Annotated in this window: 24 protein-coding genes and 1 tRNA gene; 20 read left to right on the top strand and 5 right to left on the bottom strand. The window is 70.5% G+C overall.

Annotated features, from left to right (window positions below; all coding sequences use genetic code 11):
- The first annotated feature begins 98 nt into the window (after window positions 1–98).
- Window positions 99–174: transfer RNA gene (locus DEI83_RS03750), tRNA-Lys, on the top strand.
- Between the two features lie 276 nt (window positions 175–450).
- Here DEI83_RS03750 and DEI83_RS03745 read toward each other — a convergent pair.
- Complete coding sequence (locus DEI83_RS03745) at window positions 451–1,101, bottom strand: YigZ family protein (RefSeq protein ID WP_111080468.1); 651 nt, start codon at window positions 1,099–1,101, stop codon at window positions 451–453.
- Window positions 1,102–1,158: 57 nt separating this feature from the next.
- Between DEI83_RS03745 and DEI83_RS03740 the strand changes: the two genes are divergently transcribed.
- From DEI83_RS03740 to DEI83_RS03725, 4 genes are all read left to right on the top strand, one after another.
- Window positions 1,159–1,599 carry a hypothetical protein gene (locus tag DEI83_RS03740; protein ID WP_111080467.1) on the top strand — a complete coding sequence of 147 codons (441 nt, stop codon included), beginning with the start codon at window positions 1,159–1,161 and terminating at the stop codon, window positions 1,597–1,599.
- Window positions 1,596–2,060 carry an ImmA/IrrE family metallo-endopeptidase gene (locus DEI83_RS03735; protein ID WP_111080466.1) on the top strand — a complete coding sequence of 155 codons (465 nt, stop codon included), beginning with the start codon at window positions 1,596–1,598 and terminating at the stop codon, window positions 2,058–2,060. The genes DEI83_RS03740 and DEI83_RS03735 overlap by 4 nt, the downstream gene beginning before the upstream one ends.
- On the top strand, window positions 2,057–2,983 hold the full coding sequence (locus tag DEI83_RS03730) for a hypothetical protein (RefSeq protein WP_111080465.1): 927 nt from the start codon (window positions 2,057–2,059) through the stop codon (window positions 2,981–2,983). Before DEI83_RS03735 ends, DEI83_RS03730 begins: the two co-directional genes overlap by 4 nt.
- Window positions 2,984–3,096: 113 nt before the next feature.
- Window positions 3,097–3,309 (top strand): SCO4848 family membrane protein, encoded by a 213-nt coding sequence (locus DEI83_RS03725; protein WP_111080464.1) that lies wholly within the window; start codon window positions 3,097–3,099, stop codon window positions 3,307–3,309.
- Between the two features lie 176 nt (window positions 3,310–3,485).
- Here the strand turns inward: DEI83_RS03725 and DEI83_RS03720 are convergent, their stop codons facing one another.
- Window positions 3,486–3,803 (bottom strand): hypothetical protein, encoded by a 318-nt coding sequence (locus DEI83_RS03720; protein ID WP_146243228.1) that lies wholly within the window; start codon window positions 3,801–3,803, stop codon window positions 3,486–3,488.
- Between the two features lie 70 nt (window positions 3,804–3,873).
- Complete coding sequence (locus DEI83_RS03715) at window positions 3,874–5,427, bottom strand: amino acid permease (protein WP_111080462.1); 1,554 nt, start codon at window positions 5,425–5,427, stop codon at window positions 3,874–3,876.
- Window positions 5,428–5,571: 144 nt separating this feature from the next.
- Between DEI83_RS03715 and DEI83_RS03710 the strand changes: the two genes are divergently transcribed.
- Window positions 5,572–6,753: a mechanosensitive ion channel family protein gene (locus DEI83_RS03710; protein ID WP_111080461.1), complete on the top strand. Its 1,182-nt coding sequence runs from the start codon at window positions 5,572–5,574 to the stop codon at window positions 6,751–6,753.
- 94 nt (window positions 6,754–6,847) lie between these two features.
- Here the strand turns inward: DEI83_RS03710 and DEI83_RS03705 are convergent, their stop codons facing one another.
- On the bottom strand, window positions 6,848–7,048 hold the full coding sequence (locus DEI83_RS03705) for a hypothetical protein (RefSeq protein ID WP_111080460.1): 201 nt from the start codon (window positions 7,046–7,048) through the stop codon (window positions 6,848–6,850).
- Window positions 7,049–7,150: 102 nt separating this feature from the next.
- On the opposite strand from DEI83_RS03705, the gene DEI83_RS03700 reads away from it, so the two are divergent.
- Window positions 7,151–8,302 carry an SLC13 family permease gene (locus tag DEI83_RS03700; RefSeq protein WP_111080459.1) on the top strand — a complete coding sequence of 384 codons (1,152 nt, stop codon included), beginning with the start codon at window positions 7,151–7,153 and terminating at the stop codon, window positions 8,300–8,302.
- A gap of 12 nt (window positions 8,303–8,314) precedes the next feature.
- Here DEI83_RS03700 and DEI83_RS03695 read toward each other — a convergent pair whose 3' ends face one another.
- Complete coding sequence (locus DEI83_RS03695; protein ID WP_111080458.1) at window positions 8,315–9,286, bottom strand: magnesium transporter CorA family protein; 972 nt, start codon at window positions 9,284–9,286, stop codon at window positions 8,315–8,317.
- Window positions 9,287–9,445: 159 nt separating this feature from the next.
- Between DEI83_RS03695 and otsA the strand changes: the two genes are divergently transcribed.
- From otsA to DEI83_RS03630, 13 genes are all read left to right on the top strand, one after another.
- On the top strand, window positions 9,446–11,038 hold the full coding sequence (otsA, locus tag DEI83_RS03690) for an alpha,alpha-trehalose-phosphate synthase (UDP-forming) (RefSeq protein ID WP_111080457.1): 1,593 nt from the start codon (window positions 9,446–9,448) through the stop codon (window positions 11,036–11,038).
- Window positions 11,031–11,828, top strand: coding sequence for a trehalose-phosphatase (otsB, locus tag DEI83_RS03685; protein WP_111080456.1), 798 nt, complete (start codon window positions 11,031–11,033; stop codon window positions 11,826–11,828). The genes otsA and otsB overlap by 8 nt, the downstream gene beginning before the upstream one ends.
- 126 nt (window positions 11,829–11,954) lie before the next feature.
- The gene (gene ilvD / locus DEI83_RS03680) at window positions 11,955–13,649 is read left to right on the top strand and encodes a dihydroxy-acid dehydratase (RefSeq protein ID WP_111080455.1); all 1,695 of its coding nucleotides are present in this window, start codon (window positions 11,955–11,957) and stop codon (window positions 13,647–13,649) included.
- Between the two features lie 46 nt (window positions 13,650–13,695).
- Window positions 13,696–15,516 carry an acetolactate synthase large subunit gene (locus DEI83_RS03675; protein WP_111080454.1) on the top strand — a complete coding sequence of 607 codons (1,821 nt, stop codon included), beginning with the start codon at window positions 13,696–13,698 and terminating at the stop codon, window positions 15,514–15,516.
- Window positions 15,513–16,013, top strand: a complete 501-nt coding sequence (gene ilvN / locus DEI83_RS03670; RefSeq protein WP_110824465.1) for an acetolactate synthase small subunit — start codon at window positions 15,513–15,515, stop codon at window positions 16,011–16,013. Before DEI83_RS03675 ends, ilvN begins: the two co-directional genes overlap by 4 nt.
- 44 nt (window positions 16,014–16,057) lie before the next feature.
- Entirely contained in the window at window positions 16,058–17,083 is a 1,026-nt protein-coding gene (ilvC, locus tag DEI83_RS03665; RefSeq protein ID WP_111080453.1) for a ketol-acid reductoisomerase, read from the top strand.
- A 204-nt stretch (window positions 17,084–17,287) separates the two neighbouring features.
- On the top strand, window positions 17,288–18,478 hold the full coding sequence (locus DEI83_RS03660) for a mannitol-1-phosphate 5-dehydrogenase (RefSeq protein WP_111080452.1): 1,191 nt from the start codon (window positions 17,288–17,290) through the stop codon (window positions 18,476–18,478).
- Window positions 18,479–18,504: 26 nt separating this feature from the next.
- Window positions 18,505–18,927 carry a hypothetical protein gene (locus DEI83_RS03655; RefSeq protein WP_111080451.1) on the top strand — a complete coding sequence of 141 codons (423 nt, stop codon included), beginning with the start codon at window positions 18,505–18,507 and terminating at the stop codon, window positions 18,925–18,927.
- Window positions 18,924–19,313 carry a hypothetical protein gene (locus DEI83_RS03650; RefSeq protein ID WP_111080450.1) on the top strand — a complete coding sequence of 130 codons (390 nt, stop codon included), beginning with the start codon at window positions 18,924–18,926 and terminating at the stop codon, window positions 19,311–19,313. Before DEI83_RS03655 ends, DEI83_RS03650 begins: the two co-directional genes overlap by 4 nt.
- A 105-nt stretch (window positions 19,314–19,418) precedes the next feature.
- A complete protein-coding gene (gene serA, locus DEI83_RS03645) occupies window positions 19,419–21,008 on the top strand; it encodes a phosphoglycerate dehydrogenase (RefSeq protein WP_111080449.1) in 1,590 nt (529 codons plus the stop codon).
- Window positions 21,009–21,015: 7 nt separating this feature from the next.
- Window positions 21,016–22,083 (top strand): 3-isopropylmalate dehydrogenase, encoded by a 1,068-nt coding sequence (locus tag DEI83_RS03640; protein WP_111080448.1) that lies wholly within the window; start codon window positions 21,016–21,018, stop codon window positions 22,081–22,083.
- Window positions 22,084–22,097: 14 nt separating this feature from the next.
- The gene (locus DEI83_RS03635; protein WP_111080447.1) at window positions 22,098–23,255 is read left to right on the top strand and encodes a branched-chain amino acid aminotransferase; all 1,158 of its coding nucleotides are present in this window, start codon (window positions 22,098–22,100) and stop codon (window positions 23,253–23,255) included.
- Between the two features lie 9 nt (window positions 23,256–23,264).
- On the top strand, window positions 23,265–24,035 hold the full coding sequence (locus DEI83_RS03630) for a fumarylacetoacetate hydrolase family protein (protein ID WP_111080446.1): 771 nt from the start codon (window positions 23,265–23,267) through the stop codon (window positions 24,033–24,035).
- Window positions 24,036–24,479 lie beyond the last annotated feature (444 nt).

Raw genomic sequence — 24,479 nt, 5'->3', positions numbered from 1 at the left:
CGTCCGGTGCCGCGAGTGGTCAACGGCACGCAGAAGTCATGCTATTGTTGATTCCCGTCGCGGGGCGCACGCCGAAGCGGCAGGACAACGCACGACACGCACCTCTAGCTCAATTGGCAGAGCAACTGACTCTTAATCAGTGGGTTCTCGGTTCAAGTCCGAGGGGGTGCACCACACCGAAGACCCCGACCGATCCGGTCGGGGTCTTCGTCGTTCTCGCCGTCTCCCTCGTTCCCGGACGCCCCGCCGGTCCCGATGCCGTTCCCCCGGGCCGGTCCGCTGCCGAGAGGGCGGGTCGCCCCTGCTCGGACCGTCGCGCACGATGCTGAGCGCGCGAACTGCTCGTCGGCCCGACACGCCCGACTGCGCCGGGGCGACGGATCTCGGCAGTCCGTCGGCGTCGGTCACTCGGACCCGATCTGCAGGACGTGCCCGTCCGGCCCCCTGTCCTCATCCGGCTGGGAGGTCCACCACCCGTTCCTCCCCGAGGACCGCTTCCAGCTCCCCGGCGGACACCGCGGCGAGTTCCGCCCGCAGCGCGGCGATCCCGTCCGACGGCACCCACACCTCGAAGGTGGCCTCGGTGCCGTAGGCCGTCGCGCCGGAGGCCGCGTCGTGGCGCTGCACCCACGCGCGGAGGGCGTTGTCGACCCGTCCGGCGTCCGCGTGGGGGACCGCGACGGTCACTCGCGTGCGTGCTGCCCGCCGGACGAGGTCGGCCCGGTCGAGCGTCTCGGACACCGAGGTCGAGTAGGCGCGGACCAGCCCACCGGCACCGAGCTTGACACCGCCGAACCACCGGCTGACGACCACGACGACGTCGGTCAGCTCGCGCCGCCTGAGGACCTCGAGCATCGGGACGCCCGCTGTGCCCGAGGGCTCGCCGTCGTCGGATGACCTGGCCTGGTCACCGAGCACACCGGTCACCATCGCGGTGCAGTGGTGGCGGGCGTCCCACCTGCGACGGCGCACGTCGGCGATCACGGCCTCCGCCTCGGCCGGGTCGGCGGCCGGGTGGGCGAGCGTGACGAAGCGGGAGCGGGAGACGACGAACTCGTGCTCGACCGGACCGGCGACGGAAGAGGGGTACCGGCGGGACACCCGTCCGAGGGTAGCGGCGCAGTAGGGTTGACGGGCACGGGATCGAAGGGGGCGACGATGACGGGATCGATGCCGAAGGGCGGCGTGCTCGACGCGGGGGAACTCGCGCGACGGCTCAACCTGCTGCTCGACTTCGAGGAGTCGCAGCGCGGCGCTCCGGTGCCCTTCGCGGAGATCGAGCAGTACGTCGGCGAACGCGGCGGATCGCTCTCGCGGGCGAAGTGGACGTACATGGTGTCCGGCGACGGCCGGCGGAACAGCGACACGCTGCTCCTGCGCCTGCTCGCGGGCTTCTTCGAGGTGGACGAGCGGTTCCTGCTCGAGGACAGTGAGCTCCCGGAGCGCATCGGGGCGCAGCTCGCGCTGGTGCGGTCCATCCGCTCGGCACGGGTGAGCGGGTTCGCGGCGCGGACCTTCCCCGGTGAGCTCTCCCCGGACGCCCTCCGCCGCATCGCCGAGGTCATCGAGCAGGAGTCGCGCAGCGGTGGTGCGGTGTGACGGCGCCGACGCTGGTCGAGCGCTTCTGGCAGGTGGGTGTCGATGCGGGCTGGACCGGCATCGACGACGCCGTCGCGGCAGCGGAGCAGCTCGTCGGCAAGCCGATCACGGTGCGTGAGGAGTCCTTCCTGGCCGACGAGCCGGTGTGCGGCTTCGTCGCGACGCTCGAGCACCGGCACCTCGTGATGATCTCCCCGACGCCGTCCCCGACGTTCCGCGCGTTCGTCATCGGCCACGAGCTCGGCCACGTCCTGCACGGCCACCACGAGACCGCTCCGCAGGCGGCGGCGATCCGGAGCCTCATCCCGGACCTGCCGGAGTACAAGGTCGAGCGTGCGCTCGCCCGCGGTCTCTTCGAGAACGAGTACGAACGCGAGGCCGAGCTCTTCGCCGACCGGCTCGCGCAGTTGATCCGCGGGCACCGCGAACGTCCCAGTGCGTTCCGCGGGGTCTTCGGGTGATCCTCGCCGTCGTCCAGGCGCTGCTGCTCGTCGTCGGGGCAGTCGTGCTCTCCGTCCTGCAGCGCGGCCAGGACCGCACGCTCGCGGTCACCTTCTGGTTGTTCTCGGCCACGATCGTCGCCGGCGTCGAGCCCCTGGCCCGACTGGTCGACCCGCTGCTCGGCGGCCGGAACGTCCTGACACTCGTGTGCGACGTCCTCATGGCCGCCGGGACGAGCACGCTCCTCTGGGGTGTCGCCAAGGCCGTCGGTGCGGCGCGTCCGTGGATGCGCAACGCGGTGATCGCCTCGTGCTCGGTCGTGGTCGTCGCCGTCGTCACGGCGTTCGTGCTGCTCGACCCCGTGCCGACGACCACCACCTTCATGCTGGCCGTCGGTGACCAGCCCACCGCTGCGGTGTACTCGATCGTCCAGACCACCTACCTCGGTGTCGCGCTCGGTGCGACGGGTCTCATCTGCGTCCTCCGGGTGGCTGAGGCCCGGACGGCACCCGACCGCATCGGCCTGTGGGTCCTCGTCGCCGGCGGGGTGTTCGGCGTCGTCCGGATGGTGGTCGTCGCGGTGATGGACCTCGCGCACGTCGCCGGCCGGGTCGACGTCACGCACGCCCTGGCACTGCCGTACGACGTCACCACGCCGGGTGCGGTGCTGCTCGTCGCGTCCGGCATGCTGCTGCTCGTCGTCGGTCACCGGCTCTGGCAGGCGCGCCGGACGCGCGCGTTGGAGCAAGCCCTCCGTCGTCTCGCGCCGCTCCACGCCCGGCTCGGCACCGACAACGACTACCCGGACTCCGACGACCCCGCGACCCGCCTCAGTCGGCTCATCGTCGAGGTGAACGACGGCGTCCGTCGTCAGCGCGCGCCGCTCAGCCCAGGGGACCGCGCCACCCTCGCCGAGGCGGAAGCGGTCCTCGAGACCACCTGACGTCGGGACGACCAGCCGGGCGTGTAGTCTCTGTAGCACGTGCTACACCTGGTGTGGACGCGGGTCTCGGCCGGTCGTGGGGGGCGGCCGAGGCCCGGGCGTAGGATCGTCGGGTGCTCGTCTTCGCTGCAGTCGTCCTGATCGTCGGTGCCGTCTTCAACGTGATCGCCTGGCCGCGCTTCTTCCAGCGCGTCGCGAAGGACTCCCGCGCCCGTGACGCCGCCGGCCGCCCGACGACCTTCTGGCGGGTCCACTTCGTGCTGATGCTCATCGGGCTGGCGATCGCCGCCGCCTCGGTCCTCGCCGCGGTGCTGCTCCTGGTCTGACGAGCGTCGCGCCCCGGCGGCGTGCGACCCGGCTGCACGGTCGCGCAGTCCGGCTGTGCAGCGCGGCCGGGAGGCCCGTGGCGCACCCGCACCGCGCCTCCCGTCAGCGGACGACACCGAACGACGGGCCCCGTCACGGATCCCGCGCCTCGTCACCGGGGCGCGTCTGGGCGACGTCAGCCGCGCTCCGACGAGGCCGGTGGGAGCGGCACGCCGAGCGCCGATCGCAACGCGAGGTCGGCGACCGCTTCGTCCGCGGGGGAGAGCAGCACCCGCCAGACGTCCTCCGGCGTGACGAACTCGACGCAGACCGCGTCGACGTCGCACTCCTCGATGCGCCAGCCCTGGATGGCCTCCATCGGGACCGGCAGGAGCGTCTCGCGCTCGTAGCTCGTCTCGGCGGCCACACGGTCACGGAACACGCGGACCCGGCACAGGGCACCTCGCCACGTGTGCTGCAGGTCCAGCGTCGGGAGAACAGGAGAGTCCGGCACCCGCTGATCGTACCGGCGGGTGCCGGACTCGTCTCGCCCCGCAGGGCGTCCGGATCGGTGCGGTGTCGGATCAGGACCGGTCGTCGACCTCGTCCGTGCCGTCACCGCGGCGGCGGACCTGCGCGGCCGGGTCGCGCCCGGTGATCGGGTACGGACCGGTGACGCCCTGCCGCAGCGACGCGATGCGCAGGATGCGGTCGCGCTGCAGGAACCACCCGACGACCAGCAGCGGGATGACGATGACGAGCGACGCGATCGTGTACGTGCCGACCGGGTAGTCGATGGCCATGAGGACGATGACCGAGGCGAGGAACGCCAGGGTCAGCCAACTCGTGACCGGAGCGCCGGGGAGCCGGAACGTCGGCTCCTTCGCCAGGCCCTGCTTCGCCCACTGCCGGAGCTTCATCTGGCACAGGATGATCGTCCCCCAGGCCGTGATGATCCCGAGGCTCGCGATGTTCAGGGCGATCTCGAACGCCTGGCCCGGGACGAAGTAGTTGAGGACGACGCCGGCGACGGTGAAGGCCGCGGTGAGCAGGATGCCGGCGTAGGGCACCCCGCCCTTCGACATCTTCGTGGTCCACTTCGGAGCGGAGCCGTTCATGCCCATCGAGTGCAGGGCGCGCCCGGTCGAGTAGAGCCCGGCGTTGAGGGACGACAGCGCGGCGGTGAGCACGACGAAGTTCATGATCGACCCGACGACCACACCGACCTGGGGGTTGCCGATCGACGAGAAGAACGTGACGAAGGGGCTCTCGCCCTCCTTGTACGCCGTGTAGGGCAGCAGGATCGACAGCAGCACGATCGAGCCGACGTAGAAGACCGCGATGCGGAAGACGACCGAGTTGATGGCGCGCGGGATGACCTTCTCGGTGTCCTGGGTCTCACCGGACGCGGTGCCGACGAGCTCGATCGCGGCGTAGGCGAACACGACGCCCTGGATGACGAGGACCGCCGGCAGGACGCCGTTCGGCAGGATACCGCCGTTGTCGCCCCAGATCGAGAAGCCGGTGCGGACCGCTTCGCCGCCGGTCTCCACCGGGAAGGCGAAGACGAGCCACACGATGGCGACGACCAGGAAGGCGACGAGGGCCGCGACCTTGATGAGGGCGAACCAGAACTCGAGCTCGCCGAACACCTTGACGGCCACCATGTTGGCGGCGAGCACGACGAGCAGGGCCACGAGCGCGAGCAACCACTGCGGTGCCGCGGTGAAGGCCGACCAGTACTTCAGGTAGACCGCGACGGCCGTGGTGTCGACGATCGAGGTCATGGCCCAGTTGAGGAAGTACATCCAGCCGGCGGCGTAGGCGAACTTCTCGCCGTAGAACTCGCGCGCGTAGGAGATGAACGACCCCGAGGACGGCCGGTGCAGCACGAGCTCACCGAGGGCCCTGAGGATGAAGAAGGCGAAGACGCCCGCGATCAGGTACGTCACCGCGAGGGCGGGTCCTGCGGTGTGGAGTCGGCCACCAGCACCGAGGAAGAGGCCCGTCCCGATCGCACCACCGATCGCGATCATCTGCAGCTGCCGGGGCTTCAGCCCGTGCTGGTAGCCCTCCTGCTCGTGCGAGAAGTCGTTCGCCGGAGCGCGGTCGACGCCCGTGTCGTTCTTCGCTGTCATGGCCGACACGCTACCGCCGGTCGTCACCCCCGGCGGACCGACGGCCGCGGCAGACCCCAGGACCGCGCCCGACGGCCTGCCGGACCCGGCGCTCCCTGGCCGCCGGCTGGACGACACCGGTCGGGCACCCGTCACGATGGTCGGATGGACATCTTCCTCCGACTCCTCGTCGCGATCGGGATCGCCCTGCTCGTCACGGCCGTCGCGTCACTCGTCCTGCACCTGGTGTTCCGGGCACTCGGTCGGCGGGAACGCTGGGCGGTCGCACTCTCGCGACGGACGAAGCACCCGACCCGCGCCACCCTGCTCCTCGCGCTGCTCTGGACGGCGTTCAGCACGAGCATCCCGCGCGACGCCGACCGGTTCCCCTGGCGGGACGAGGTCTCGCACGCCTTCCTCATCGCGATGATCGGCGTCGGCTGCTGGCTGGCCTGCGAGCTCGCGATCTTCCTCGAGAGCCTCGGGCTGCACAAGTACCGCGTCGACGTGCCGGACAACCGGGTGGCGCGGCGGATCCGGACCCAGGTGCTCATCATCCGACGGCTCACCGTCGCCGTCCTCGTCATCATCGCCGTCGGCGCGATCCTGCTCACTTTCCCCGGGGTGGAGGCCGCCGGTGCGAGCGTCCTGGCGAGTGCCGGCCTGCTCTCGGTGATCGCGGGTCTCGCCGCACAGTCGATGCTCGGCAACGTGTTCGCGGGGATGCAGCTCGCCTTCTCCGGGTCGATCCGGGTCGACGACGTCGTCGTGGTCGAGGGGCAGTGGGGGCGCATCGAGGAGATCACCCTGACGTACGTCGTCGTGCACCTCTGGGACGACCGTCGGTTCGTGCTGCCGTCGACGTACTTCACGAGCACGCCCTTCGAGAACTGGACCCGGACGAGCAGTGAGCTCCTCGGCGCCGTCGAGTTCGACCTCGACTGGCGGGTCAGCCCGTCGGAGATGCGCGAGGAACTCGACCGGATCCTGGCGACGAGCACCATCTGGGACGGCCGCACGAAGGTCCTCCAGGTCACGGACGCCGTCGGGGGACTGGTCCGCGTCCGGATCCTCGTCACCGCCCCGGACGCCGGTGGCCTGTTCGACCTCCGGTGCTACGTGCGTGAGGAGATGGTCGAGTGGATGCAGCGCCAGCACCCGGAAGCGCTCCCGCTGCAGCGCGTGCAGCTCACCGACCCGACCCCGACCACGCCGACACGACGCGGGCCCCGGAGCGAGAACGACTCGCAGCTGTTCGGCGAGGGCGACGAACGGTCCGCTCTCTTCACCGGGCCGATCCAGACCTCCGGCATCCGTGCCGACGAGGTCCCGCCGGACGGCCGCTGACCACCGCACGCAGACGCGACCCGACCGGTCGCGGGCCGGACGGGAGGCCCGGTACCAGCTGGTACCGGGCCTCCCGTCGTCTCGTCCGGGGCGGTCAGCGAGCCGAGCGCTGCTTCGCCTTCACCGCGCGGTCGTCCTCGACGACCGTCCCGACCGCCACGATCGTCGTCGCGAGCCAGGCCACCCAGGTCAGGGCGAGCCTCCAGTCGCGCGGTCCACGCCTCGTCGTCTGCAGCACGCTGTAGCCGCTGATGAGCGAGCCCCACACCGCACCGCTGAACATGAACTTCCGCACGGGTTCCTCCTGTCGTCGTCCTGGCCACGTTACCGGGCGCTACATTGGAGCGCCGCCGGGCGCACAGGGGGACCTCCGGCCATCCCAGCAAGGAGTCGCATCGTGCGCCAAGCAGTCATCGGGGCCGTCCTGCTCGCCGTCGGGGCGGTGTGCGTCGCCCTCGGGCTCCTGCCGCTCCCGGAGCTCGGTGCGCTCGCCGAGCGGGTGCTGCCGGTGCTCGGGTTCGTCCTCGGGCTGACGATCGTCTCCGAGCTCGCCGCTGACGCCGGGGTGTTCGACCGGCTCGCCGACGTCGCCGCGCGGGTCGGTGGCGGGCGGACGATCGGGCTCTGGGTTGCCGTCGTCGTGCTCGCGGTGGTGTGCACGGTCTTCCTGTCCATCGACACCACCGCGGTCCTGCTCACGCCGATCGTCATCACGCTCGCTCGTCGGGTCGGTCTGCCGCCGATGCCCTTCGCGTTGACCACGGTGTGGCTCGCGAACACCGCCTCGCTGCTGCTGCCGGTGTCGAACCTGACGAACCTGCTCGCCGTCGACGGCATCGGCCTGGACGGGCCGCTCCCGTTCGCGGGTCTCATGGCGTGGGCGGCGCTCGCCGGGGTCGTGGTGCCGTGCGCGGTGCTGCTCGTGGTCTTCCGTCGCTCGCTGTTCGGGCGGTACACGCCGGCCGGGCTGCGGAAGGCGTCCGACCCGCTGTTCTTCTGGGCGGCGTCGGCGGTGCTGGTCGCCCTCGTCGCGGCGCTGACCGCCGGTGTCGAGGTCTGGGTCGCGGCGGTCGTCGCCGCCCTGGTCCTGGTCGGCATCGCTGCGTGGCGGGCGCCGTCGGATCTCCGCCCGTCCCGGGTGCCGTGGTCGACGCTCGTCTTCGCCGCCGGGCTCTTCGTCGTGGTCGAGACCCTGCACGCCACGGGCGTCACCGACCCGGTCGTGCAGGCCGTCGGCGGGGGGACCGGCACGGGGTCCCTGCTGGTGCTCGGCGGGGCCGGCGCGGTGGCGGCGAACGCGATCGACAACCTGCCCGCCTACCTGGTGCTCGAGCCGGCGGCGGGCCACGAGGCCCTGCGGTACGCGGCGCTGCTCGTCGGGGTGAACGCCGGGTGCCTCGTCACGCCGTGGGCTTCCCTCGCGACGCTGCTCTGGCACGCGCGGCTCACGGCGGAGGGCATCCACCTGTCGTGGGGGCGCTACGTCGCCCTCGGATGCGTCGTCGCGCCGCTCACCGTCGTCGCGGGCGTGCTCGCGCTGCGGCTCTGACCGACGTCGTCGTCAGAGCCAGTCGCGACGCTTGAACGAACGGTAGAGCAGCAGCGACGACGCCACCGTGAGCGAGATCGACGCCCAGAGACCGCTCCACTCGCCCTCGCCCGGGAAGTGCACGTTCTGCCCGAAGAAGCTCGTGATGCCGGTCGGGATCGCGATGATGGCCGCCCAGCTCGTCACCTTCTTCATGACGGTGTTCTGCCGGTTCGAGGCGAGGTTGAGGTTCGTCTCGAGCACGCTCGACACGGCGTCGCGCTGCTGTTCGACGGTGTCCGCGATCGACACGAGGTGGTCCTCGACGTCGCGGAAGTACGGGCGGACGCCGTCGACGATGGTCTCCGCGTCGCCGTGCAGCAACGACCCGACGCTGTCCCGGGTCGGGACGACGAGTCGGCGGAGCACCCCGAGTGCCTTGCGGAGTCGGAAGGAGCGACGTTGGATCTGCTGCTCGCGGGGGTCGCCGTTCTCGAACAGGTCGTCCTCGAGCGCGTCGATGTCCCGCTCGATCGTCTCGAGCACGCTGGTGGCGTGGTCGACGACGGTGTCGAGCAGTCCCCAGAGCAGCCACGGCACCCCGTGGTCGGCGAGGTCGCTGTTCGCGTCCCAGCGGCGCTGCACCGCCGCGGTGTCGAAGTCGGCGCCGTGGATGGTGACCAGGGCGTGTCGGGTGACGAAGGCCTTCACCTCGTGCGTGACGAGTTCGCCGTCCTCGCCCGGCCCGTGGGTGTCGTAGACGACGAGGAAGATGCTGTCCCGGTACCGGTCGAGCTTCGGCCGTTGCCCGCGCTCGACGGCGTCCTCGACCGCGAGGGCGTGGATGCCGAGCTCCTCCTCGACGTGCTCGAGGTCGGCGGGCTCGGGGTCCGTGAAGTCCACCCAGACGAACGACCCGTCCCGGGCGACGAGGTCGGAGACCTGCTCGACGGGGAAGTCCCGCTCCGCCGACGACCCGTCCTGCCAGCAGCGCGTGCTCACCATGCGGCCGAGCTTAGTGAGCGGACGGTGCACACCCCTGCTCCGGCGGCCCGACCCACGCCCCGGTGGTGAACGTCTCCTCAGCCCGGCCACCCGGTCGCTGGTAGTTTCGGTCGCGACGCCCCGGCAGGCCGCCGGGCAGGAACGGAGCACCCGCCACCCATGCCCGCAGACCGAACCGACAGCACCCGGTACGCATTCATCGTCGCCTCGAACCGACTCCCGGTCGACCGGGTGGTCGAGGAGGACGGCACGGAGGGCTGGCGGCACTCGCCCGGTGGCCTCGTCACGGCCCTCGAACCGGTGATGCGCGCGAACGACGGGGCCTGGGTCGGCTGGGTCGGCCAGCCCGATGTCACCGTCGAGCCGTTCGACAACGAGGGCATCCACATCGTCCCGGTACCGCTCAGCGCCGAGGACGTGCAGGAGTACTACGAGGGGTTCAGCAACGACACGCTGTGGCCGCTCTACCACGACGTCATCGAGCACCCGAGCTACCACCGTGACTGGTGGAACGCCTACAAGCGCGTGAACCAGCGGTTCGCCGAGCAGATCGCCGAGATCGCCGAGCAGGACGGCATCGTCTGGGTGCAGGACTACCAGCTGCAGCTGGTGCCGGCGCTCCTGCGCACCCTGCGACCGGACCTGACGATCGGCTTCTTTAACCACATCCCGTTCCCGCCGGTCGGCATCTACGCGCAGCTGCCCTGGCGAGCGCAGATCCTGGACGGACTGCTCGGCGCGGACGTGATCGGGTTCCAGCGCCAGGACGACGCGAGCGACTTCCTCCGCGCCGTCCGGCACATCAAGGGCTACACGACGAAGGGGTCGACGGTGGACGTCCCCGTCGACGACCCGCAGGCGCCGCGGAGCCGCAAGGGGATCACCGTCCGACACGTCGAGGCGCGCCACTTCCCGATCTCGATCGACGCCGAGAGCTTCGAGGAGATCGCCCGCCGTCCCGAGGTGCAGCAGCGTGCGAAGGAGATCCGCGACGGACTCGGCAACCCGAAGACGGTGCTGCTCGGCGTGGACCGGCTCGACTACACCAAGGGGATCCGGCACCGCATCAAGGCGTTCGGCGAACTCGTCGAGGACGGCCGACTCGCGGTGGAGGACGCCGCGCTCATCCAGGTCGCGAGCCCGAGCCGTGAGCGGGTCGACACCTACCGGATGCTGCGCGACGAGATCGAGCTGAGCGTCGGCCGGATCAACGGCGACCTCGGGGTCATCGGGCACCAGCCGATCTCGTACCTGCACCACGGGTACCCGCGCGAGGAGATGGTGGCGCTCTACCTGGCCGCCGACATCATGCTCGTGACGGCCCTCCGCGACGGCATGAACCTCGTCGCGAAGGAGTACGTCGCCTCGCGCCACGACAACGACGGCGTGCTGATCCTGTCCGAGTTCGCCGGTGCCGCCGACGAGCTCAAGCAGGCCGTCATCGTCAACCCGCACGACATCGGGGCCCTCAAGGACTCGATCCAGCGCGCCATCGAGATGCCCCGCCGCGAGCGCTCGACGCGGATGCGCGCGCTCCGCAAGCGCGTGAAGGACAACGACGTGGCACGCTGGTCGCGCTCGTTCCTCGAGGCGCTCGACCGGCACGCGCCCAAGGGCGCGCAGATCGACCCGGAGTCGGTCGAGCAGGGCGAGCCGCACCGGGAGGCCCAGACCGACGGCACGTCGATCTTCGACCAGGACGCGCAGCGGGCGCGCGCCGCCGAGGACACCCGGGAGGACCGTGATGCCTGAGCAGGAGGCGCGCACCGAGCAGACGACGGACGGCGGTCTCGCTCCGGCCCTCGAGGCGCTCGTGGCCGCGCCGCGACTGCTCGTCGCCCTCGACTTCGACGGCACGCTCGCGCCGTTCGCCGACGACCCGTCCCAGGTCGGGGCGCTCCCCGGCAGCTGGGCTGCCGTCCTCACGCTGCAGCGGGCACGGGACACCGAGGTCGTGCTCGTCTCCGGACGGCCGCTCGGCAGCCTCGCGGCCGTGTCGCACGCTCCCGACGGCATGGCACTGGTCGGCTCCCACGGCGTGGAGTGGCGCGTCGACGGCCACGACGAGGCGGCGCTCACCGCGGACGAGACGGCTCGGGTGGCGCGCATCGGAGCCGCCCTCGACGCGGTCGGGGCCCGGCACCCCGGCGTCGTGATCGAGCACAAGCCCGCCGGGCACGGCGTGCACACCCGACGCGTCAGCGCCGAGGAAGCCGCGGTGGCGAACGCCGAGGCGAGTCGGGCGGCGCACGAGGCCGACGCCGACGTCCTCGAGCGCGGCGGCAAGGACATCCTCGAGTTCGCGGTTCGGCACGTCACCAAGGGGGACGCCATCGACCGGCTCCGTGCGCTCCGCGGAGCGGACGCCGTCTTCTTCGCCGGTGACGACGTCACGGACGAGGACGCCTTCCGGGTGCTCCGCGCCGGTGACGTCGGCGTGAAGGTGGGGGAGGGCGACACCCTGGCCACCCACCGGGTGTCCGACCCATCGGCCCTCACCGACGTCCTGAAGCAGCTGGCGCGCGCCCGGGCGACCCGCTGAGCCGGGCCCGGTCCGACCCTCCCGTCCGTCCCGCGGCGGGGGGCCCGGCTCGGGTTGATCGACGCAACACGATGCAGACGCATGGTGTTGCGCCACTGGTATCCCAAACGGTCCTAGACTCTGGGCATGCCTGACATCGACGTGAAGCCGCGCAGCCGGGTCGTCACCGACGGGATCGAAGCAACCACTTCGCGTGGCATGCTGCGGGCCGTCGGGATGGGCGACGAGGACTGGGACAAGCCGCAGATCGGCATCGCCTCGTCGTGGAACGAGATCACCCCCTGCAACCTGTCCCTCGACCGCCTTGCCCAGGGCGCCAAGGAAGGCGTCCACGGCGGCGGCGGGTACCCGCTGCAGTTCGGCACCATCTCGGTGTCCGACGGCATCTCCATGGGCCACGAGGGCATGCACTTCTCACTCGTCTCGCGCGAGGTCATCGCGGACAGCGTCGAGACCGTCGTCAACGCCGAGCGCCTCGACGGCACCGTGCTGCTGGCCGGCTGTGACAAGTCCCTCCCCGGCATGCTGATGGCCGCCGCGCGCCTCGACCTGGCGAGCGTGTTCCTCTACGCGGGCTCGGTGATGCCGGGCTACGTCAAGCAGGCCGACGGCACCATGAAGGAAGTCACGATCATCGACTCCTTCGAGGGTGTCGGCGCGTGCAAGGCCGGCACGATGAGCGAAGCGGAGCTCAAGAAGATCGAGTGCGCGATCGTCCCCGGCGAAGGCGCGTGTGGCGGGATGTACACGGCCAACACCATGGCCAGCCTGGCCGAGGCGCTGGGCATGTCGCTCCCCGGGTCCGCCGCGCCGCCGAGTGCCGACCGTCGCCGCGACTACTACGCGCACCGGTCCGGCGAAGCAGTCGTGAACATGCTCCGCCTGGGACTGACCGCCCGCGACATCCTGACCCGCGAGGCGTTCGAGAACGCCATCACCGTGCTCATGGCCCTCGGCGGCTCGACGAACGCCGTGCTGCACCTGCTGGCGATCGCGCACGAAGCCGAGGTCGAGCTCACCCTCGACGACTTCAACCGCATCGGCTCGAAGGTCCCGCACCTGGCCGACATGAAGCCCTTCGGCAAGTACGTCATGGTCGACGTCGACCGCAACGGCGGCATCCCGGTGATCATGAAGGCCCTGCTCGAGGCCGGCCTGCTGCACGGCGACTGCATGACCGTCACGGGCAAGACGGTCGCCGAGAACCTGGCCGAGATCGACCCGCCGGAGCTCGACGGTGAGGTCTTCCGCAAGATCGACGACCCGATCCACGCGACCGGTGGCCTGACGATCCTGCAGGGCTCCTTCGCGCCCGAGGGCGCCGTAGTGAAGACCGCCGGCTTCGACGCCTCGGTGTTCGAGGGGCCCGCCCGGGTGTTCGACCGCGAGCGTGCCGCGATGGACGCCCTCACCGAGGGCCGTATCCAGAAGGGCGACGTCGTCGTCATCCGCTACGAGGGCCCCAAGGGCGGTCCGGGCATGCGCGAGATGCTGGCCATCACCGCGGCCATCAAGGGCGCAGGCCTCGGCAAGGATGTACTACTCTTGACGGACGGTCGATTCTCAGGCGGCACAACCGGCCTCTGCATCGGCCACATCGCACCGGAAGCCGTGGACGCAGGTCCAGTGGCATTCGTGCGCGATGGCGACCGCATCCGTGTCGACATCGCGGCTCGCACGCTCGACCTACTCGTCGACGCCGCCGAGCTGGAAGCCCGCCGTGACGGCTGGGCCCCGCTGCCCCCGCGCTACACCCGCGGAGTCCTCGCGAAGTACGCCAAGCTCGTGCAGTCCGCCGCCCAGGGCGCGGTCACGGGCTGACGTCGACACCCGACACATCGCCATCCCTCCAGGCAAGGAACCCTTCATGCCCACGGAAGCAACACCGCTGTCCGCTGCCGGAGCGCGCCGGTCACCCGAGGTCCTGACCGGCTCGGGCGCCGTCCTCCGCACGCTCGAGCACCTCGGGATCACCGACGTCTTCGGACTCCCCGGCGGCGCCATCATCCCCTTCTACGACGAGCTCATGGCCTCGACGACGATCCGCCACGTCCTCGTCCGGCACGAGCAGGGAGCCGGCCACGCCGCCGAGGGCTACGCGTCCTCGTCGGGCAAGGTCGGCGTCGCCATCGCCACCTCGGGTCCCGGCGCGACGAACCTCGTCACCGCGATCGCCGACGCCTACATGGACTCGGTGCCGTTCATCGCGATCACCGGACAGGTGTTCTCGACGCTGATGGGCACCGACGCGTTCCAGGAAGCCGACATCGTCGGCATCACGATGCCGATCACGAAGCACTCGTTCCTCGTCACCAAGCCGGAGGACATCCCGGCCACGCTCGCCGCCGCGCACCAGATCGCGACGACGGGCCGCCCGGGGCCGGTGCTCGTGGACATCACCAAGGACGCGCAGCAGAAGTCGGCGCCGTACATCTGGCCGCCGAAGATCGACCTGCCCGGCTACCGCCCGGTCACGAAGGCGCACGGCAAGCAGATCACCGCGGCGGCGCAGCTCCTCGCCGAGTCGTCCCGCCCGGTGCTCTACGTCGGCGGCGGTGTCATCCGCTCCGGCGCCTCCGCCGAACTCCTGGCGTTCGCCGAGGCCACCGGCGCCCCGGTCGTCACGACGCTCATGGCCCGCGGCGCCTTCCCGGACTCACACGCGCAGCACCTCGGCATGCCCGGCATGCACGGCACGGTGCCCGCGGTGCTCGGGCTGCAGGAGAGCGACCTCATCATCGCGCTCGGTGCCCGCTTCGACGACCGTGTGACGGGCAAGGTCGACGACTTCGCCCCGGACGCCAAGGTCGTGCACGTCGACATCGACCCGGCCGAGATCTCGAAGATCCGGTACGCCGACGTCCCGATCGTCGGCGACGCGAAGGACGTGCTCGTCGACCTCGTGGCGGCGTGGGCCGACGTGCCGGTCGACCAGCGGGCCTCCACGGCCGACTGGTGGGCGCACCTCAACCAGCTGCTCGAGGACTTCCCGCTCGGGTACACCGAGCCGACCGACGGGCTGCTCGCCCCGCAGGCGATCATCAAGCGCATCGGCGAGATGACCGGACCCGAGGGCGTCTTCGCCTCGGGCGTCGGCCAGCACCAGATGTGGTCGGCGCAGTTCATCCAGTACGAGCGCCCGAACGCCTGGCTCAACTCCGGCGGCGCCGGCACGATGGGCTACTCGGTCCCGGCCGCGATGGGTGCCAAGGTCGCGCAGCCCGACCGCGTCGTGTGGGCCATCGACGGCGACGGCTGCTTCCAGATGACGAACCAGGAACTCGCAACCTGTGTCATCAACGACATCCCGATCAAGGTCGCGGTCATCAACAACTCGTCGCTCGGCATGGTGCGCCAGTGGCAGACGCTGTTCTACGACGGCCGCCACTCGTTCACCGACCTGCAGACCGGCCACGGCACCCGTCGGGTCCCGGACTTCGTGAAGCTCGCCGACGCGTACGGTGCGCTCGGGATCCGGGTCGAGAAGCCGGAGGAGGTCGACGCGGCCATCCAGCTCGCGCTCGACACCAACGACCGCCCGGTGGTCATCGACTTCGTGGTCAGCCGCGACTCGATGGTCTGGCCGATGGTCCCGCAGGGCATCGGCAACTCCTCCATCCAGTACGCCCGCGACCTCGCGCCCACCTGGGACGACGAGGACGCCGACATGACGGGGGAGCCCGCATGAGCCACGTCCTGTCCCTCCTGGTGGAGGACAAGCCGGGTCTGCTGACCCGTGTCGCCGGCCTGTTCGCCCGCCGCGGGTTCAACATCGAGTCCCTCGCCGTCGGCAGCACCGAGGTGGACGGCCTGAGCCGCATCACCGTGGTGGTCGACGTCGAGGACCTGCCGCTCGAGCAGGTGACGAAGCAGCTCAACAAGCTCGTCAACGTCATCAAGATCGTGGAGCTCGACTTCCCCCAGTCGGTGCAGCGCGAACACATGCTCGTCAAGGTGCGTGTCGACAACCAGACCCGGTCCGCGGTGCTCGACGCCGTGACGCTCTTCCGGGCGCAGGTCGTCGACGTCGCCACCGACTCGCTCGTCGTCGAGGTGACCGGTGACCCCGGCAAGATCCAGGCGATCCTGCGCGTCCTCGAGCCCTACGGCATCAAGGAGCTGGCGCGCGCCGGGCTCCTCGGCATGGGCCGCGGACCGAAGAGCATCACCGACCGGGTGCGCTGAGCACCGGTCAGCCAGAGACCACCGAACCAAGGAGATCACGCACCGTGACTGACATCGTGTACGACGCCGACGCCGACCTCAGCCTCATCCAGGGCAAGAAGGTCGCCGTCATCGGCTACGGGTCGCAGGGCCACGCCCACGCACTCAACCTCCGCGACTCCGGCGTCGAGGTCAAGATCGGCCTCAAGGAGGGCTCGAAGAGCCGCCAGAAGGCCGAAGAGGCCGGCTTCGAGGTCCTCACCCCGGCCGACGCCACCGCGTGGGCCGACGTCGTCGTCATCCTCACGCCGGACCAGGTCCAGCGGATCGTCTACGCCGACGACATCGCCCCGAACCTCAAGCAGGGCGCGACGCTCGTCTTCGGGCACGGCTTCAACATCCGCTACGGCTACATCGAGGCGCCCGAGGGTGTCGACGTGTCCCTCGTCGCCCCGAAGGGCCCCGGGCACACCGTCCGTCGTGAGTACGAGGCCGGCCGCGGCGTCCCGGTGATCGTCGCCGTCGAGGTGGACGCCTCCGGCAGCGCGTGGGACCTGGCGTGGTCCTACTCGAAGGCCATCGGCGGCCTGCGCTCCGGCGGCATCAAGACGACCTTCACCGAGGAGACCGAGACCGACCTGTTCGGTGAGCAGGCCGTCCTCTGCGGTGGCACGTCGCAGCTCATCCAGTACGGCTTCGAGACCCTGGTCGAGGCGGGCTACCAGCCGCAGATCGCCTACTTCGAGGTCCTGCACGAGCTCAAGCTCATCGTCGACCTCATCTGGGAGGGCGGCCTCACCAAGCAGCGCTGGTCGATCTCCGACACCGCCGAGTTCGGTGACTACGTCTCCGGCCCGCGCGTCATCTCGCCCGAGGTGAAGGAGAACATGAAGGCCGTGCTCGCCGACATCCAGGACGGCACCTTCGCGAAGCGCTTCATCGAGGACCAGGACGCCGGTGCCCCGGAGTTCCAGGCCCTCCGCGAGAAGGGCGAGGGCCACCCCGTCGAGGCGACCGGCCGCGAGCTCCGCAAGCTCTTCGCATGGAAGCAGGCGGACTCCGACTACGTCGACGGCTCGGCCGCGCGGTAGTCTGCTTGAGACAAGCTCGACCCGCGAGGCGGCGGTGCATCGCACCGCCGCCTCTCGATGTGACCCGGACACGATGCAGCAGCTCCTCCAGTACCCCGACGTCTCCCGACGACGTCGACGCAGCGCGATGACGCACGCCGTCGTCCCCGCCGCCCTGCCCGCACGGTGGCGTGGGCGGTCCGCCGAGCATGGGATGATCGTCGGATGGCGGTGACGAGACGAGCGGTCCACATCGGCGCCGGCAAGATCGGGCGCGGGTTCGTGGGTCAGTTCCTCGTGGCGAGCGGCTACGACCTCACCTTCGTCGACGTCGACGAACGCGTGGTCTCAGCCCTCAACGAGGCCGGTCGCTTCGTCGTGCACGAGGTCGGCGAGCTGCCCGTGGAGCACCTGGTGCACGGGTTCCGGGCGCTCAACAGCAAGACGGACCGGGACCGCGTCGTCCACGCGATCGCGGAGGCCGACGTCGTGACCACCGCGGTCGGGGCGCGCACCCTGCCGCTCGTCGCGCCGCTCATCGCCGAGGGCCTCGCTGCCCGACCGCTCGACCGGGGCGAGGTGACGATCGTCGCGTGCGAGAACGCCTTCAACGCCACCGACTCGCTGCACGCGAGCATCCGGCGTGCCCCGATCCTCGAGGACCGCGACATCGCGGCGGTCTTCGCGAACTGCGCCATCGACCGGATCGTCCCGGACCAGTCCGGTGTCCTCGGTCAGTCCGGCGGCCTCGACGTCGTCCTCGAGCCGTTCTACGAGTGGGTCATCGAACGCACGCCGTTCGTCGGGACCGACACCGAGCCTCCCGTCATCGACGGCGTCACCTGGGTGGACGACCTGCAGCCGTTCGTGGAGCGCAAGCTCTACACGGTCAACACCGCGCACGGCGCGGCCGCCTACCACGGGTGGGTCCGTGGCATCCGCCTCATCCGGGAGGCCCTCCAGGACCCGGACGTGCGGGCGGAGGTCGACGGGGTCCTGGCGGAGACCACCGCGCTCCTCGTCGCGAAGCACGGCTTCGACCCGGCGGAGCACGCCCGCTACGTCGCCGCGAACCTCACCCGCATCGCGAACCCGCTCCTGCCGGACACGACGCTGCGCGTCGGTCGGAACCCGCTCCGCAAGCTCGGTCGCCGCGAGCGGTTCGTCGGTCCCGCCGCGCAGCTCGCCGAACGCGGGCTGCCCGTCGAGCACCTGATCGGCGCGGTCCGGGTCGCGCTCGAGTTCGACGACCAGGACGACCCCGAGTCGATCGAGCTGCATGCGCTGCTCCGCTCCGGTGCCACCGCGCACGCGCTCACCGAGATCCTCACCGGTCTCATGGAAGGGCACCCGCTGTTCCCGGCCGTCCGGGACGTCGTGGCCGAGGTCCTCGAGACACAGCCCGCCCAGGCATGACCGGTGACCCTCGTAGACTCGACGGCATGACGGAGGCACGGGAACCCGACGACGACGACGCGCTGTCGTGGGGTGGCGCGGACGACGCGACGCACGTGGACGCCGCGCACAACCCCATCGCCGTCAAGGAGCGCGACGACCGCGACCCGGACGCCCCGGAGACGTCCGGTGCACTCGTCGGGTTCGGGGTCTTCGGCGGGCTGTACCTGCTCTACACCGTGGCGTGGCTGCTCACCGCGTCGACCACGTACGTCTCCGGCGTCGACGCCGTGCTGAGTGGGTACGTCGAGGTCCTGCGCTTCCTGTCGATCGTCGCCCCCGCACTCTGGTTCGCGGTCGTGCTCTGGGCCGCGCGCGGTCGCAGTACCCGCACGCGTCTGCTCTGGATGCTGCTCGGCGCGGTCCTGCTCTTCCCCTGGCCGTTCCTCATGACCCGGAGCTTCGGATGACCGCGATCGGTGGCCGGTCCGACCGGGGGGCACGCTCCCGGTCCGAACTCGTCGGCCGGATCGCGGTCTGGGTGGTCTTCGCGGTGCTGTTCGCCTACATGACCGTGCAGAGTGTCGGCAACCTCGTGACGGTGTCGCGCTCGGTGCACGAGTTCAACGTCTTCATCGAGACCTCCTCCGGCGGCGAGTCGCTCCGACGCGCCGTGCCGTGGGTCTGGCTCGTCCTCGACATCGCGATCGCGCCGGTGGCGTTCGCGGTCGCGTGGTGGGTGACCCGCCGGGCGACGCTGGCCATGACGGCGGTGGTGTTGCTGCTCGCGTTCGCGGCCGCCGGGGCACTCTGGCTCGACCTGCAGCTCTTCGTGCCGCGCCTGCTCGACTTCTGACCCGGAACCCCACCGGTCTCTCGGCGACGACGGCCGCGTCGTAACGACCCGGTCGCGTCGGTAGGGTGGTGGTACACCACCCGTCTCGTGTGAGGAACAGCAGTCGTGTCGAAGCCGGTCGTCCTGATCGCCGAAGAACTCTCGCCCGCCACCGTCGACGCCCTCGGGCCCGACTTCGAGATCAGGAACGTGGACGGTACCGACCGTCCCGCCCTGCTCTCCGCGCTGTCCGACGCGCACGCGATCCTCGTCCGCTCCGCGACGAAGGTCGACGCCGAGGCGATCGCCGCGGCGCCGCAACTGCAGGTCATCGCCCGTGCCGGCGTCGGGCTCGACAACGTCGACATCAAGGCGGCGACCACCGCCGGCGTCATGGTCGTCAACGCGCCGACGTCGAACATCATCTCGGCGGCGGAGCTGACCGTCGGTCACATCCTGTCGCTCGCGCGGCACATCCCGGCGGCGCACGCGTCGCTCGCGGCCGGTGCCTGGAAGCGGTCGTCCTACACGGGCGTCGAGCTGTACGAGAAGACCGTCGGCATCATCGGCCTCGGCCGCATCGGCGCGCTCATCACGCAGCGCCTGCAGGCCTTCGGCGTCTCGGTCATCGCCTACGACCCGTACGTCACGACGGCCCGCGCGCAGCAGCTCGGGGTCGAGCTCGTCTCGCTCGAGGACCTGCTCCGCCGCGCGGACTTCACCACCATCCACATGCCGAAGACGCCGGAGACGGTCGGCATGATCTCCGACGAGCAGTTCGCGCTCATGAAGCCGACCGCGTTCGTCGTCAACGTCGCCCGTGGTGGGCTCATCGACGAGGACGCGCTGTACCGCGCACTGACGTCGGACACCATCGCCGGTGCCGGGCTCGACGTCTTCGTCTCCGAGCCGCCGAAGGACTCGCCGCTCGTGTCGCTGCCGAACGTGGTCGTGACACCGCACCTCGGTGCCTCCACCGACGAAGCGCAGGAGAAGGCGGGTGTGGCCGTCGCGAAGTCGGTACGCCTGGCGCTCGGCGGCGAGCTCGTTCCCGACGCGGTCAACGTCGCCGGCGGCGTCATCGACCCGTACGTCCGCCCGGGCATCCCGCTGGTCGAGAAGCTCGGTCAGGTGTTCACCGCGATGGCGACCTCGCCCGTCACGAGCATCGACGTCGAGGTGCACGGCGAGCTCGCCGGCTACGACGTCAGCGTGCTGAAGCTGGCCGCGCTCAAGGGCGTGTTCACCGACGTCGTCAGCGACCAGGTGTCCTACGTGAACGCGCCGCTCATCGCTGAGCAGCGCGGTGTCACGGTCCGACTCATCACGGACGGCGACAGCCCCGAGTACCGCAACCTCCTCACGATCCGCGGTGCGCAGTCCGACGGCCCGGCGATCAGCGTCTCCGGCACCCTGACCGGCCCCAAGCAGGTCGAGAAGCTCGTCGAGATCAACGGCTACGACGTCGAGGTCGCGCTCGACAAGCACCACGTGGTCATGGCCTACACCGACCGACCCGGCATCGTCGCGGTGTACGGCAAGGAGTTCGGTGACGCGGGCATCAACATCGCCGCCATGCAGATCGCCCGCCAGTCGGCCGGCGGCGAAGCACTCAGCGTGCTCACCGTCGACTCGCCCGTACCGGACGAGGTGCTCGAACACGTCCGGTCGACGATCGACGCGGCGTCGCTCCGCGAGATCGACATCACGCTCTAGGAGACCCATGTCGCAGACGCTCAAGCTGGCGGTCATCCGCGGGGACGGCATCGGTCCCGAGGTGGTCGACGAGGCGCTCAAGGTCCTGCACGCCGTGGCCGGTGCGGAGCTCGACGTGCAGGAGACCGCCTTCTCGTTGGGCGCGACCCGCTTCCTCGAGACCGGGGACATCCTCACCGAGGACGACATGGCGGCGATCGCCGAGCACGACGCGATCCTCCTCGGAGCCGTCGGCGGTGACCCGCGGGACCCGCGGCTCGCCGGCGGGATCATCGAGCGAGGGCTGCTGCTGAAGCTGCGGTTCGCGTTCGACCACTACGTCAACCTCCGGCCGACGACGGTGCACGACGCCGTCGCGTCACCGCTCGCCGCACCCGGGGACGTGGACTTCGTCGTCGTCCGCGAAGGCACCGAGGGCCCGTACGTCGGCAACGGCGGCGCGATCCGCGTGGGGACGCCGCACGAGATCGCCACCGAGGTCTCGCTCAACACCGCGCACGGTGTGGAGCGTGTGGTGCGGTACGCGTTCGACCTGGCGTCGCGCCGCCCGCGGAAGCACCTGACCCTGGTGCACAAGAGCAACGTCCTCGTGTACGCCGGGTCGCTCTGGCAGCGCACCGTGTCCGCGGTGGGGCAGGAGTACCCGGAGGTCACGGTCGACTACCAGCACGTCGACGCCGTCATGATCCACATGGTGCGCGAGCCGTCGCGGTTCGACGTCATCGTGACCGACAACCTCTTCGGCGACATCATCACCGACCTCGCCGGGGCGATCAGCGGCGGCATCGGTCTGGCGGCATCGGGCAACATCAACCCGGACGGCACCTTCCCGAGCATGTTCGAACCGGTCCACGGATCAGCCCCGGACATCGCCGGTCAGCAGCTGGCCGACCCCACCGCAGCGGTCCTGTCCGTCGCCCTCCTGCTCGACCACATCGGTCGCGCGGACCTGGCGGCAGCGGTGACGCAGGCGGTCGAGGCCGACCTCGCCGACCGGGGCACCACACGGCGGTCGACGGCCGAGATCGGCGACGCCATCGTCGCGGCGGTCACCGCGCGCACCACCACGGCCTGACAGGAGCCATCCCCATGAGCAGCGACAGCATCCCCGACAGCACCCCCGACGACGGCGACACCGACTTCGCCCTCGACTTCGCGACCACCCCGTCCGCCGAGCGCCGCGCGGCGGCGGAGCGTGAGGAGATCCTCGCCGATCCCGGCTTCGGCAAGCACTTCACCGACCACATGGCCACCGTCGAGTGGACCATCGACGACGGCTGGCACGACGCGTCGATCCACGCGTACGGCCCGCTCTCCCTCGACCCCAGCGCGAGCGTCCTGCACTACGCGCAGGAGATCTTCGAGGGCATGAAGGCCTACCGGCACGCCGACGGCTCGGTGTGGTCGTTCCGCCCGGACGCGAACGCGCGCCGGTTCGCCCGTTCGGCGCGACGGCTCGCGCTCCCGGAGCTGCCCGAGTCGGTCTTCGTCGAGTCGGTCCGGCAGCTGGTCCGCGCGGACGAGGCCTGGGTGCCGTCGGCACCGGAGACGAGCCTGTACCTGCGCCCGTTCATGATCGCGACCGAGGCCTTCCTGGGGGTCCGCGCCGCACACGCCGTGCAGTACCACTGCATCGCGAGCCCGGCGGGCGCCTACTTCACCTCGGGGCCGAAGCCGGTGTCCATCTGGCTCTCGACCCAGTACGCACGTGCCGCTCGCGGCGGAACCGGTGCGGCGAAGACCGGCGGCAACTACGCGGCCTCGCTGCTGCCCCAGCAGGAGGCGTACGAGCACGGGTGCCAGCAGGTGATGTTCCTGGACTCCGAGAAGGGCGAGTACCTCGAGGAGCTCGGCGGCATGAACGTGGTCCTCGTCCGTTCCGACGGCACGCTGGTCACCCCCGACTCCGACTCCATCCTCGAAGGCATCACGCGCGACTCGATCCTGCAGCTGGCGGTCGACCGTGGCCTGCGGGTGGAACGTCGACCCGTCGCCCTGAGCGAGTGGCGCGACGGTGTCGCTGACGGCACCATCACCGAGGCATTCGCGTGTGGCACCGCCGCGGTCGTCACCCCGATCGCGGAACTGCGCGGCGACGGCTTCACCATCGGCTCGCCGACGACCGGGGCCGGAGAACTGACGATGTCCCTGCGCGAGGAACTGACGGACATCCAGTACGGCCGCCGTCCCGACCCGCACGGCTGGATGGTCCAGCTCACGGAGCCGACCACCCCGAGCGCTGAGTAGGGTCGACCCGTGAAGATCGCACGGTTCAGCACCGAGGGGGAGGACCCCCGTTACGGCATCCTCGACGAGCGCGCACTGGTGGTGCTCGCCGGCGACCCGATGTACCAGGGCTTCGAGACGACGGGGGAGCGGGTGTCCCTGTCGGACGCGAAGCTGCTCGCCCCGGTCATCCCACGCTCGAAGGTCATCGGCGTCGGGCTCAACTACGCCGAGCACGTCTCGGAGATGGACGAGCGCACGGCCGACGACCCGGTGGTGTTCCTCAAGCCGAACACGTCGGTCATCGGTCCCGAGGACCCGATCCGCCTGCCCGCCGACATCGGCCGCGTCGACCACGAGGGCGAGCTCGCCATCGTGATCGGTTCGCTGGCCAAGAACGTCACGAAGGAGGACTTCGCGAGCGTCATCCTCGGGTACACGATCGCGAACGACGTGACCGCCCGTGACCTGCAGGCGCGCGACGGCCAGTGGGCCCGCGCCAAGGGCTTCGACACGTTCTGCCCGCTCGGCCCGGTCATCGAGACCGAGATCGACCCGTCGGACATCCGCATCGAGACGCGCGTGGACGGCGACCTCCGTCAGGCCGCGTCCACGAACGAGATGGTGCACGACATCCCGACGCTCATCGAGTTCATCTCGTCGATCTGGACCCTGCTCCCGGGCGACGTCATCCTGACCGGCACCCCGGCGGGCGTCGGCGCGATCCGCGACGGCGAGGTGGTGGAGGTCACGATCTCCGGCATCGGCTCGCTCCGCAACCCGGTCATCGCTCGTCACTGACCTCGCGGACGCCCGACCTGGAGGCCCGACACCGTCGCAGGTGTCGGGCCTCCGTCCGTCTCGTGCCGACCCCGGCACCTCCCGGTTCCGGACCGACACGCCCGGGATCGATCTCGGTTGGCAGCCTCCGGGAGCGTGTGTAGAGTAATCACTCGTTGCCGCTGAGGCGGAACGGAACGGCCGAGACGGTCACCGGGTCAAGCACCCGGTCAACGCAGTCCGGACGGGGTCCGCCTCCAGCAACCACCCACCGATCGAAAACGACGGCCTCGTGTCGTCCTCGCGGTGGGTTCGAGAACGACAGCCTCTCTGGCGAGACATCGTGATGATGTCGAGTGGGGAGTGCGTCTGGTCCTTGAGAACTCAACAGCGTGCACATTGTCAATGCCAATTTTATTGACCCCGTGCCTGGTCGGTTTCGGCTGATCGGGTGTGGAGCAATTC

It is taken from the genome of Curtobacterium sp. MCBD17_021 (assembly GCF_003234525.1).
GTDB lineage: Bacteria > Actinomycetota > Actinomycetes > Actinomycetales > Microbacteriaceae > Curtobacterium.
Note: the sequence above shows the minus strand (reverse complement) of the source record. Positions and strands in the feature narration are given on the sequence as shown.